12 protein-coding genes are annotated in these 10,732 nt (G+C 73.1%); 5 read left to right on the top strand and 7 right to left on the bottom strand.

The annotated features are described in order from the left end of the window. Positions 1–105: TerD family protein (locus tag RIM90_RS27550; protein WP_309063459.1), on the bottom strand; the 105-nt coding region annotated here is incomplete at its 3' end. A 146-nt stretch (positions 106–251) separates the two neighbouring features. On the opposite strand from RIM90_RS27550, the gene arfB reads away from it, so the two are divergent. Then, complete coding sequence (gene arfB, locus RIM90_RS27545; protein WP_309063456.1) at positions 252–689, top strand: alternative ribosome rescue aminoacyl-tRNA hydrolase ArfB; 438 nt, start codon at positions 252–254, stop codon at positions 687–689. 80 nt (positions 690–769) lie between these two features. Here arfB and RIM90_RS27540 read toward each other — a convergent pair whose 3' ends face one another. Beyond that, a complete protein-coding gene (locus RIM90_RS27540; RefSeq protein ID WP_309063455.1) occupies positions 770–1,243 on the bottom strand; it encodes a GNAT family N-acetyltransferase in 474 nt (157 codons plus the stop codon). A gap of 79 nt (positions 1,244–1,322) precedes the next feature. Then, on the bottom strand, positions 1,323–1,907 hold the full coding sequence (locus tag RIM90_RS27535; RefSeq protein WP_309063454.1) for a flavin reductase family protein: 585 nt from the start codon (positions 1,905–1,907) through the stop codon (positions 1,323–1,325). Positions 1,908–2,243: 336 nt separating this feature from the next. Here RIM90_RS27535 and cdgB point away from each other — a divergent pair, with 336 nt between their 5' ends. Beyond that, positions 2,244–3,941, top strand: a complete 1,698-nt coding sequence (cdgB, locus tag RIM90_RS27530) for a diguanylate cyclase CdgB (protein ID WP_309063453.1) — start codon at positions 2,244–2,246, stop codon at positions 3,939–3,941. 117 nt (positions 3,942–4,058) lie between these two features. Continuing rightward, positions 4,059–4,991 (top strand): carbohydrate-binding protein, encoded by a 933-nt coding sequence (locus RIM90_RS27525; protein ID WP_309063452.1) that lies wholly within the window; start codon positions 4,059–4,061, stop codon positions 4,989–4,991. Between the two features lie 20 nt (positions 4,992–5,011). Here RIM90_RS27525 and RIM90_RS27520 read toward each other — a convergent pair whose 3' ends face one another. The 3 genes from RIM90_RS27520 to RIM90_RS27510 all read right to left on the bottom strand — a co-directional run bounded on the left by RIM90_RS27520 (position 5,012) and on the right by RIM90_RS27510 (position 8,167). After that, entirely contained in the window at positions 5,012–5,941 is a 930-nt protein-coding gene (locus tag RIM90_RS27520) for a 1-phosphofructokinase family hexose kinase (RefSeq protein WP_309063451.1), read from the bottom strand. A 106-nt stretch (positions 5,942–6,047) separates the two neighbouring features. After that, the gene (nagA, locus tag RIM90_RS27515) at positions 6,048–7,205 is read right to left on the bottom strand and encodes an N-acetylglucosamine-6-phosphate deacetylase (protein WP_309063450.1); all 1,158 of its coding nucleotides are present in this window, start codon (positions 7,203–7,205) and stop codon (positions 6,048–6,050) included. Beyond that, positions 7,205–8,167: an ROK family protein gene (locus RIM90_RS27510; protein WP_375165579.1), complete on the bottom strand. Its 963-nt coding sequence runs from the start codon at positions 8,165–8,167 to the stop codon at positions 7,205–7,207. Before RIM90_RS27510 ends, nagA begins: the two co-directional genes overlap by 1 nt. Before the next feature lie 173 nt (positions 8,168–8,340). Between RIM90_RS27510 and RIM90_RS27505 the strand changes: the two genes are divergently transcribed. Continuing rightward, positions 8,341–9,549: an extracellular solute-binding protein gene (locus RIM90_RS27505; RefSeq protein ID WP_309063457.1), complete on the top strand. Its 1,209-nt coding sequence runs from the start codon at positions 8,341–8,343 to the stop codon at positions 9,547–9,549. Positions 9,550–9,612: 63 nt separating this feature from the next. After that, complete coding sequence (locus RIM90_RS27500) at positions 9,613–9,846, top strand: DUF3263 domain-containing protein (protein WP_309063449.1); 234 nt, start codon at positions 9,613–9,615, stop codon at positions 9,844–9,846. A gap of 137 nt (positions 9,847–9,983) precedes the next feature. Here the strand turns inward: RIM90_RS27500 and otsB are convergent. Further along, a partial coding sequence (otsB, locus tag RIM90_RS27495; RefSeq protein ID WP_309063448.1) for a trehalose-phosphatase occupies positions 9,984–10,732 on the bottom strand: 749 nt, incomplete at its 5' end.

Genomic DNA, 10,732 nt, shown 5'->3' with positions numbered 1-10,732 from the left:
GGTGGTGGTGCGGACGTCCCAGCCGAGGCCCACGGTGACGGCGGTCAGGCCCGGAGCCTCCTTGGTGAGCGAGACGTTGCCACCCTTGGACAGGCTTACAGCCATTGTTGGGAGTCCCTTCCCTCGTATGCGTACGGCTTAGAAGCTACAGCTACCCCCTTGAACGCGGAGAGGGGTACGCGAGGTTCCGGGTGCCTTTACTTTCTTTACCCGAGTTATTCGGGTGACGTGGACCGGTCAGGGGCGGGAACATGGACGGCATGTCCGGTCCCTATCCCATCCGCGGCTCCGTCTCCCTGCCCGAGGCCGAGCTCATGTGGCGTTTCTCGCGGTCGTCGGGGCCCGGCGGGCAGCACGTGAACACCAGCGACTCGCAGGTCGAGCTCCGTTTCGACCTCGCCCGGACGGAGGCGCTGCCCGAGGTGTGGAAGCAGCGGGCGCTCGAGCGGCTGGCCGGGCGGCTGGTCGGCGGCGTCGTCACCGTCCGCGCCTCCGAGCACCGCTCCCAGTGGCGCAACCGCGAGACCGCCGCCGTGCGTCTCGCGGCGCTGCTCGCCGAGGCCACCGCGCCCCCGCCCAAGCCCCGCAGGCCGACCCGCGTCCCCCGCGGCATCAACGAGCGCCGGCTGCGGGAGAAGAAGCAGCGCTCGGAGACGAAGCGGGGGCGCTCCGCGCGGGACTGGGGGTGACCGGCGGGCCGGGACGTACGGGGTGACCGGCGGGCCCTGGGCGTCCGGCGGCCCCGGGACGGCCGGGGGAGTGGTGTCGTTCAGTCCAGTTCCAGTACGCCCACCGTCTCGTCCCCGACGACCTCGCCGTTCTTGCGGAAGCCCAGGCCCAGGTAGAAGTTCTCCGGGCCGGACGGGCCGGGGTGCCAGCAGACGTGGAACTCCTTGCCGCCGCGGCGGCGGATCTCCGCGGCCACCGACTCCACGGCGAACCGCCCGTACCCCTTGCCCTGCTCGTCCGCCGCGATGTTCAGCCGCCACAGGCCGGAGCGGACGACGCTGCCGCCGTCCTCGTGCCAGTCGATGTCGAAGAAGGCCATCAGGAAGCCGACCGCGCGGTCACCGTCCATGATCAGCCGGGGCCAGGCGGTACCGGGATGGACAAAGGCCTCGGCGAGGGACTTCACCACCGGCGAGACCGCGAATTCCTGGTCGGGACGAACCCGTATACCGAGGGCGGCGTCGAGGTTCCCGGCGGTGATCTCTTCGAGACGGGGCGCGGTTGTCGTCGTCATCCGGGCACCCTAAGCGCGGAAATACCGTGCGGCAAAAGGGATTTCGTGTCCGGTGAAGGCGGGCGCCGCTCGCCGACGTTCAGCCCAACTGACGGTAACGGCCGCGGAAATACATCAGCGGCCCCCCGTCCGCGCTCGGCAGCCGGGCCGTCAGGACGCGGCCGATCACCAGGGTGTGGTCCCCGGCGGCCACCCGCTGCTCGGTGCGGCACTCCAGGGTCGCCAGCGCGCCGCCCACCAGCGGGGCCCCGGTGCGCTCGCCCCGGACGTACGGGATGTCCTCGAAGAGGAGGCGGTCGCTGAGGCGGCCCTTCATCGCGAAGCGGCCCGCGATGTGCCGCTGGCTCTCGGACAGCACGGACACCGCCCACAAGGGCTGCTCGTCGAGCAGGTCGTCCATGCGGGAGCCCTCGCGCACGCTGACCAGCACCAGCGGCGGGTCCAGGGAGACCGACATGAACGCGGTCGCCGTCATGCCGGCGTCCTCGCCGGCCGGCGCCCGCGGGTCGTCCGGGTCCAGCGGCGGCTCCTGCGCGGTCACCAGGACCACGCCGGCGGCCAGACGGGACATGGCGGCGCGGAACTCGTCGTTGCTCACCCCCTCAGCATGCCGGGCGGCGGGCGGCTGGATGATCGTGGACGGGGCGGCTGGAGTGTTCGGCACACCCGAAACGCTAATCTCCGTTCCGCACCCACCGCATCGGGCCCCGGCCCGAGCGGGGACCTAGGACCAGCGGCCGACCCGGCACGGGACGGGCACGGGTCATGCGCAACCGCCACAAAGACTGTGTTCGGTAAACGCATGCGGAAACCGCGGAAAGACCACGCAATTGTTCATGTTTGCCTGTGACTTGAGTCACAAGGGGCAAGAATTGTTGACCCTGTGTACCGAGTGGGCAGCGCGCTGTGATTCAGTGGCGGGGAAGCTGCCAGGGCACCACCCGGAAAGGCGCCGAAGAGAACCCTTGATTCGCTCCGAGGGCTCGGGGGGAGGGCGAGCATGGAGGCCGAGTCGGAACCCTACGTCCGTCTTGCGTCCCTGCGACAACTGCACCAGGTCATGGCCGCGTTGAACACGGCCCGCAGCCTGGCGGACACGTTGCAGACCGTCGCCGACGGCGTCGTGAACGCCCTCGGGTACGAGCTGGCCTGCGTCAACCTCGTACGCCCCGACGGCGACCTGGTGGTCGCCGCCTTCGCCGGGAACCCCGCCGCCGAGGCCCTCATCACCGGCCGGGTCGGCTCCCGCGAGTCCTGGGAGCGCCGTCTGACCATGGGCGAGCGCTGGGGCGATCTGATCTTCATCCCGCACACCGAGGGCTGGGTCCTCGACGACGACGACGTCCCGCAGTGGTACACCGACGGGCCGGCGCCCCGCTTCGAGGACGAGTGGCACCCCTCCGACCGCCTCTTCGCCCCGATGTACGCGCCCGGCCCGCAGGGCGGCGGCACCTCCGGCGAACTGCTCGGCGTGCTGTCCGTGGACCGCCCGCGCAACGGCCGCCGGCCCGGCGCCTGGGGGCGCGAGGCGCTCCAGATGTACGCCTTCCAGGCCGCCATCGCGATCAGCAACGCCCGGCTGCGCGCCAACATGCAGCGCGCCCTGGTCCGCCTCGAACGCGAGCAGCAGGCGCTGCGCGCCAGCGAGGAGAGCTTCCGGCAGGCCTTCGAGTACGCCCCCTCCGGCATGGCCATCGCCGAGATGGGCGGCGACCAGCACGGCCGGATCCTGCGCACCAACGACGCCCTGTGCCGGCTGCTCGGCCGCCCCGCCTCCGCGATGCGCCGCTACGCCTTCTCCGACCTCGTCCACCCCGAGGACATAGGCACCCTGCTCCGCACCTCCGCCGAGGGCGGGCGCGCCGAGCTGCGCCTGGCCCGCCGCGACGGCAGCTACGTCTGGGTGTCCCTGCGCAACTCCGTGGTCGCCGACGCCGCCGACGGGCCCCGCTTCCTGCTCACCCACGTCGAGGACATCGAGGAGCGCAAGCGCCGCGAGCTGCAGCTCGCCCACCGCGCCTCCCACGACTCCCTGACCGGCCTGCCGAACTCCGCCGAGCTGCGCGCGCGACTCTCCTCCCGGCTGTGCCGGCAGCAGCCGCAGAGCGCGCTGCCCGCCGCCGTCGACTCCATGTCCCCCTTCGAGTCCTTCGACTCCTACGGCTCCCAGGACGCCGCCCACGGCCGGCCCGCCTTCGACCGCGGCCACGACTTCGACTTCCCGCCCGACGCCGACGCGTACGACGGCTACGACCACCATGTGCACACCGTCGCCCCCGCCGGGGAGGCCGACGACGGCACCAAGGGGCTCGCGGTGCTCTTCTGCGACCTCGACGGCTTCAAGTCGATCAACGACCGGTTCGGGCACAACGCGGGTGACGCGGTGCTCATCGAGGTCGCCCGCCGGCTCAGCAACGGTGTCCGGGACGGCGACACCGTCGCCCGGCTCGGCGGTGACGAGTTCGTGATCCTCGCCGACGGGCTCGGCCGGGCCGACGCCCAGGACCTCGCCGTACGGCTGCGCAACGAGATCATCCAGCCCATCCGGGCCGAGGGCCGGGCCGTGCGGGTCGGCGCCAGCTTCGGCATCGGGTGGGCGCATTGCGGAATGACGGCGGACGAAGTGTTGAAGTCCGCCGACGAGCGGATGTACGTCGAGAAACGATCTCGTCCCAAACAACACAGACGCGCGGGATGAACCGCAGGTCAGTGAGGTGACGCGGTGTGCGTCACCCGTTCGGGTCACCGGAAGCGGGTAGGCTCGCCATCCTCACCACTCGTACCGCACCCGATCCGCACCTAGGAGCACCAAGGGATGACGCCCGGCAACAACGGCGCGAGCACGCCCGAGGACGACGACCCCTTCGGCTACCTCTACGCCGACGGCCAGGCCAACGGGGCCCAGCCGCCGTCCGGGGGCTATGGCTATCCGAACTCGGTCAACCGGGTGCGGCCGGTCGGGGCCCGCCAGTACGGCCAGCAGGGTCCCGCTCCCCAGGCGCCTCCGCAGCAGGGCGTCTACGGCCAGCCGAACGCGCACTACGCCGCCCCGGAGACGCTGCCCGGCGGCGCCACCACCGTCCAGTCGCCGCAGCCGGCCCGCGGCGGGGGCGGCCGGGGCCGCGGCCCGAACACCAAGGGCCTGCTCGTCGGCGCGATCGCGGTGGTCGCCGCGGTCGTGATCGGCATCGGCGTGGCGATGGTCGGCGGCGACGACGAGGACAAGGGCGGCGACAACCAGGCGGACGCGACGCCGACCCAGGCCCAGACCGGCGAGCCGAGCCCGACGGCCAGCGCGAGCGCCGAGGAGGAGGTCGAGCTGCCGACGATCGACGCGAAGGCGATGCGCCTGGGCGGCGCGGCCTCCCTCGCGTCGGACGTCGAGGGCGCGCAGTCCGACGGCGGCATCTACGTGGCCAACCTCAACCAGCCGGGTTCCTCGGTCACCTGGACCGTCAACGGCATCCCGAAGGACGGCGCCTACACCGTCTTCGTCCGCTACAGCACCACCGACGAGCCCCAGTCGATGACGCTCACCGTCAACGGCAAGGAGTTCGGTTCCAAGCTGAACATGGACAACTTCGCCCGCGCCGAGGACGGCGACTTCGCCAAGGGCTGGACCCAGACCTTCGCGTGGCCCACCCTCAACAAGGGCACCAACACGATCTCGGTCTCCTGCAACGACGGCGACAAGTGCAACGTCCTGCTGGACCAGCTGTGGCTGAAGGAAGGCCAGGTCAAGAAGTAGCGCGGCCGGCGGGCCGCGCTTCAGGCCGCGTTCGCCTCCGCCGTCACCGCGACCCGGCCCAGCAGGTCCCCGTACGCCGCCCGGTCGAACTCGCCCGCCGCCGGGGACAGCACCGTCGCCGCCGACAGGGCGACCGCGCGGGCCAGCCGGTCCGGCCAGGGCAGGTGTTCCACCAGGCCCGAGAGCAGGCCCGCGACCAGTGAGTCGCCGGCGCCCGTGGGGTTGCCGTGCAGGGGGGCCGGCGGGGCGGCGCGCCAGTGGCCCTCGGGGGTCAGCGCGAGGACGCCCTGGGGGCCCAGGGAGGCGACCACCGTGCCGGCGCCGCGACGGCGGGCGTCCTGGGTGGCGCGCAGCGGCTCGTGGGAGCCGGTGAGCTCGGCCAGTTCCTCGGCGTTCGGCTTGAGGATGTCGGGGCGTCCGGCGACCCCGCGGCGCAGTGCCGCCCCGCTGGTGTCCAGCAGGACCGGGACCCCGGCCGCCCGGGCGGTGCGGGCCAGTCCGGCGTAGGCGCCGATCGGGACGCCCGGGGGCAGGCTGCCGCACAGGGCCACCGCGGAGGCGGAGGGCAGGAGGTCGTCGTACGCCTCCTGGAAAGCCGACCATTCGGCGGGGGTGATCGTCGGGCCCGGTTCGTTGAGCTGAGTCGTGCCCCCGGAGCGCTCGTCGACCACGGCTATGGTGCGCCGGGTCGTGCCGGAGACCGGGACCAGCGCGTCCGTCAGGCCCGGCACCTCGGTGAGCCGGTCCCGCAGGACCTGTCCCGTGGTGCCGCCCGCGAAGCCGGTGACCGTCACCTCGTGGCCGAGGGCCGCGAGCACCCGGGCCACGTTGACGCCCTTGCCGCCGGGGCGTTCCGTCACGTCCGAGACGCGGTGGGAGGCGTGCGGCCGCAGGGACGGTACGCGATGGGTGATGTCGAGAGCGGTGTTCAGCGTGACCGTGAGGATCACCGGGCCGACCTCCCCTTTTGCGTGCGCCCGCCGTGTGGTCCGGAGGCACGATCATGCCAAAGAGACGGCGGTCGGCCCACCCCCCGGACCGGCCGCCTTCCTCCGACTACGGGACGGATCGGCCCAGTTGGGGATCGACCACCCATTCGCCCCGGCGCATCACGCCCTTGAGGGCGAAGTCCGCGTCCAGAACCACCAGGTCGGCGTCCTTCCCGGGCTCCAGGGAGCCGATCCGGTCGTCCATGCCCAGCAGCCGCGCCGGATTGGCGGAGAGGGCCGCCACCACGTCCTCGACCGGCAGCCCGTCGACGGTGACCGCCCGCCGGAAGGCGCGGTCCAGGGTGAGCGTCGAGCCCGCGATGGAGCCGCCCTCCACCAGCCGGGCCACGCCGTCCGCGACCTCCACCTCCAGCGGGCCGAGCATGTAGCGGCCGTCGCCGAAGCCGGCCGCGTCCATCGCGTCCGTGATGAACGCGACCCGCGCCGCGCCCGCGTGACGGAACGCCAGCCGCAGCGCGGCCGGATGCAGGTGCGTGCCGTCGTTGATCAGCTCGACCGTGACCCGCTCGTCCTCCAGGAGGGCCGCGATGGGGCCGGGGGCGCGGTGGCCGAGCGGCGGCATCGCGTTGAAGAGGTGGGTGGCGACCGTGGCGCCGGCCTCGATGGCCTGCACCGTCTGCTCGTACGTCGCGTCCGTGTGGCCGACGGCCGCGATCACGCCGTGCTCGGCCAGCAGGCGCACGGAGTCGAGGCCGCCCGGCAGTTCGGTGGCGAGCGTGACCATCCTGGCGTGCCCGCGCGCCGCGTCGATCAGCTTGCGGACCTCCGCCGGTTCCGGGTCGCGCAGCAGTTCCTCGGAGTGGGCGCCCTTGCGGCACGGGGAGATGAACGGCCCCTCGAAGTGGATGCCCGCGATCTCGCCCTGCTCGGCCAGCTCGGCCAGCAGGCCGGCGCGCCGGGCGAGGAAGTCCGTGTCGCCGGTGACGGTGGAGGCGACCAGGGTGGTGGTGCCGTGCAGCCGGTGGGTGTGGATGCCCTTGAGGACGTCGCCGACCGTCCCGGAGGTGAAGGACGCCCCGCCGCCGCCGTGGTTGTGCAGGTCGACGAAGCCGGGGACCAGCCAGTGGCCGGACGCGTCGAGCGTCTCGGCGCCCCCGGGGGCGGTGGCGGCGATCCGCGTGCCGTCGACGATCACGCGGCCGTCGTCCACGGTCCCGGTGGGCAGTACCACCCGGGCACCGGTCAGAACCTTGGTGGGGGCCATCAGGCGGTTACCTCCGAGGGGGTCGAGGGGTCCGGGGAGCCGGCGGTTCCGAGCAGATCCCAGGCGAGGAGTCCCGCGCCCAGGCATCCGGCGGTGTCCCCGAGCGCCGCGGGGACCAGGGACGGCAGCTTCTGGAAGGTGACCCGTCGCCGGACGGCCTCCCGCAGTGGTGTGAACAAGGTTTCCCCCGCCTCGGCCAGCCCGCCACCGATGATCAGCGTGCGCGGGTCCAGCAGGGTGAGCGCGGTGACCAGCCCGTCGGCCAGCGCGTCGACCGCCTCCTGCCACACCGCGCGGGCCCGTGCGTCCCCCGACTCGACGGCCCTGGCGCAGTCGGCCGCGTCCGCACCGGGGTCACCGCAGGCCGCCGCCCACGCCTCGCTCACCGCCGCCGCGGACGCGAACCGTTCCAGGCAGCCGCGCTGACCGCACGGGCAGGGGGCGCCCCCGGGCCGTACGACGATGTGGCCGATCTCGCCCGCGAAGCCGTGCGCGCCCGCCTCCACCCGGCCGTCGATGCCGATGGCGCCCGCGATGCCGGTGCCCAGCGGCACGAACAGGAACCGGTCGGTGCCCCGGCCCGCTCCGATCCGTCCCTCGGCGAGTCCGCCGGCGCGCACGTCGTGGCCGAGGGCGACGGGGACACCGCCGAGCCGCTCGGCGAGCCGCGCGCGCAGCGGGACGTCGCGCCAGCCGAGGTTGGCCGCGTAGACGGCGACGCCCTTCGCCTCGTCGATGATCCCGGGGACGGCGACGCCGGCGGCGCGGGCGGGCTCGCCGTAGCGCTCGGCGCCGTGGGCGCGCAGTTCGGCGGCGAAGTCGAGGATGTCCGCGACGACGGCGTCCGGGCCGCGTTCGCGACCGGTGGCCCGGCGGGCCTGGTGCAGCAGCGCGCCGTCCGCCCCGACCAGGGCGGCCTTCATCCCGGTGCCGCCCACGTCGAGGGCGATGACATGTCTCACGGGGGACAGTGTGGACCGGGGACCCGGGAGAGGTCTAGTCCACTTACGTGGTGTAGACCTTAATCCGATAATCGGAAGGCTTTCGGATGGCGCGGGGCGCCAGGGTTGAGGTAAGAGCGGTGCAGCGGCGGGCCAGGGCAAGGACGATCGCGGTGGTGTCCGTACTGGGGCTGATGGGAGTCCTCGGTGGATGCGGCGGTGGCTCCTCCGACGTCACCCTGAAGCTGGTCGCCGCCGACTACGGCGACAGCGCGGCCAACAGCTCCAAGAAGTACTGGGCCGACCTGGTCGAGCGGTACGAGGCCGACCACCCCGGTGTGACGGTCGACGTCAGCGTCTACTCCTGGACCGACGTCGACCGCAAGGTCAAGGAGATGGTCGACGCGGGCGACCCGCCGGACCTGGCGCAGATCGGCGCGTACGCCGACTACGCGGCCGACGGCATGCTCTACAAGGCCGGCGACCTGCTCTCCATCCCCGTCCAGGCGGACTTCCTCTCCCACCTGTCCACGGCGGGCGAGGTCAACGGGATCCAGTACGGCATGCCCTTCGCCTCCTCCACGCGCGTGCTGTTCTACAACAAGGAACTGTTCGCCGAGGCCGGCCTCACCCCGCCGACGACCTGGGAGGAGCTCGCCGCGAACGCCGAGGCGCTCAAGGCCGAGGGCGTGAAGTACCCCTACGCGCTGCCGCTCGGCCCGGAGGAGGCACAGGCCGAGACCATGCAGTGGCTGCTCAGCGGCGAGGGCGGTTACACCGACCTGATGGGCACGTACAGCATCGACTCCGTGGAGAACGTCGAGACGTTCAACTGGCTGAAGAACGAGCTGGTCGGCAAGGGACTGACCGGCCCGGTCGCGCCCGGCAGGCTCAACCGGGCCGAGGCGTTCGCCGCGTTCGCCGCCGGTGACGTCGGCATGCTCAACGGCCACCCCTCGCTGATGGAGATGGCCGAGAAGAAGGGCGTGGAGTACGGCATGGTGCCGACGCCGGGGGCCGACGGGGAGAGCCGGTCCACGCTCGGCGTCGCCGACTGGATGATGGCCTTCTCGAAGAACGGCCACCGCGACGAGGTCGGCGACTTCCTCGACTTCGTCTACAGCGAGAAGAACGTGGTCGACTTCTCCCGCGAGTACAACCTGCTGCCGGTCACCAACTCCGCGTCCCGCACGATGAGCGCGTCCGCGCAGGACAAGGACCTCAAGCCCTTCCTCGACCAGCTGCCGACCTCGGAGCTCTACCCGGTCGGCTCCACCTCCTGGGCCGCGGTCAGCGCGAAGATCAAGAAGGAGATCGGCAAGGCGGTCGCCCCGGGCGGCAGCCCGGCGGGCGTCCTGGGCGGGATCCAGGCGACGGCCACGCGGGCGGAGAGCGCGCAGTAGGCCCCGCCGGCCCTCGCGGCCCCCGCCCTGCCCCTGTCAGTGGCAGGGACTACCGTGCGGACCATGGACGAGGAACGGCTGGGCCGACGCGAACAGGACATCCTCGCGCTGGAACGCCGTGGCTTCCCCGGCCCCGGTGCGAAGGAACGGGCGATACGCGAGGAACTGGGCCTGGCCCCGGTGCGCTACTACCAGCTCCTCAACGCCCTGCTCGACGACCCGCGCGCCCTGGCCCACGACCCGGTGACGGTGAACCGCCTGCGGCGCGTCCGTGAGGCCCGCCGCGCACAGCGCTGACGGCGGCACCCGGCACGACGGTGACGGACGGCCGGGCGGCGTGGCGGCACGGCACGGGCCGCACCGCCCGGCCGGCTCGTGCGGCCGGGCGGGCCGAGTCGGTCAGGTCGGACGGGGCGTGGTGGTCGGTGGGGGCGTCAGCCGATCCGTGCTGCCAGGGCCCGGAGCAGTTCCACCACTCCCGACGGGCCGTCGGCCACCACGTCCGCGCGTTCCCTCAGCTCGGTGACCTCGTCGCTGCCGCTGCACACCAGCAGGCCGGGGGTGCCGTCGGAGCGGAGCTTGTCGACGGCGGCGTAGGCGGGGAGGTCGCCCAGGTCGTCACCGGCGTACAGGACCGACCCGGCGCCGATCTCGCGGGCGTACTCCACCAGGGCGACGCCCTTGTCCATGCCGGGCGGGCGCAGCTCCAGGACCATGCGGCCGGGCTCGACGACCAGGCCGTGCCGGGTGGCGAGGTCGGTCAGCGGCTCGCGCAGCGCCTCGAAGGCGGCCTGGGGGTCGGTGGCCCGGCGGGTGTGGACGGCCACCGCCCGGCCCTTCTCCTCGATCCAGGTGCCCTGCCACGCGCCGACCCGGTCGAGCAGCCCCGGCAGTTCCGCGCGGACGGCGAAGACGCCGGGGTGCGGGGCGGGGGCGGTGACCGTGCCGGTCACCGCGTCCCAGCGTTCGGCCCCGTAGTGGCCGAGAACGACGAGGTGCTCCAGACCGGGCACGCCCGCGAAACCGCCGTGCCGCACGGCCACTCCGGCGGGCCGCCCGGTGACGACCGCGACGGCCGCCACCTTCGGGGCGAGCGCGGCGAGAGCGGGCACCGCGTCGGGGTGCGCGCGGGCCTGCTCCGGGTCGGGCACGATCGGTGCGAGCGTCCCGTCGAAGTCGAGGG

This window comes from Streptomyces sp. (genome assembly GCF_031181555.1).
GTDB classification, from domain to species: Bacteria; Actinomycetota; Actinomycetes; order Streptomycetales; family Streptomycetaceae; genus Streptomyces; species Streptomyces fimbriatus.
The sequence above is the reverse complement of the archived record's forward strand: the minus strand, read 5'-3'. Positions and strand labels throughout refer to the sequence as shown.

What these genes read in the sequence shown, in the direction of transcription:
- nagA (WP_309063450.1), bottom strand. Translation starts at nt 7,205, where the DNA reads ATGGCCCCCACCAAGGTTCTGACCGGTGCCCGGGTGGTACTGCCCACC.
- RIM90_RS27540 (WP_309063455.1), bottom strand. Translation starts at nt 1,243, where the DNA reads ATGACGACGACAACCGCGCCCCGTCTCGAAGAGATCACCGCCGGGAAC.
- RIM90_RS27505 (WP_309063457.1), top strand. Translation starts at nt 8,341, where the DNA reads ATGGGAGTCCTCGGTGGATGCGGCGGTGGCTCCTCCGACGTCACCCTG.
- arfB (WP_309063456.1), top strand. Translation starts at nt 252, where the DNA reads ATGGACGGCATGTCCGGTCCCTATCCCATCCGCGGCTCCGTCTCCCTG.
- RIM90_RS27525 (WP_309063452.1), top strand. Translation starts at nt 4,059, where the DNA reads ATGACGCCCGGCAACAACGGCGCGAGCACGCCCGAGGACGACGACCCC.
- RIM90_RS27500 (WP_309063449.1), top strand. Translation starts at nt 9,613, where the DNA reads ATGGACGAGGAACGGCTGGGCCGACGCGAACAGGACATCCTCGCGCTG.
- cdgB (WP_309063453.1), top strand. Translation starts at nt 2,244, where the DNA reads ATGGAGGCCGAGTCGGAACCCTACGTCCGTCTTGCGTCCCTGCGACAA.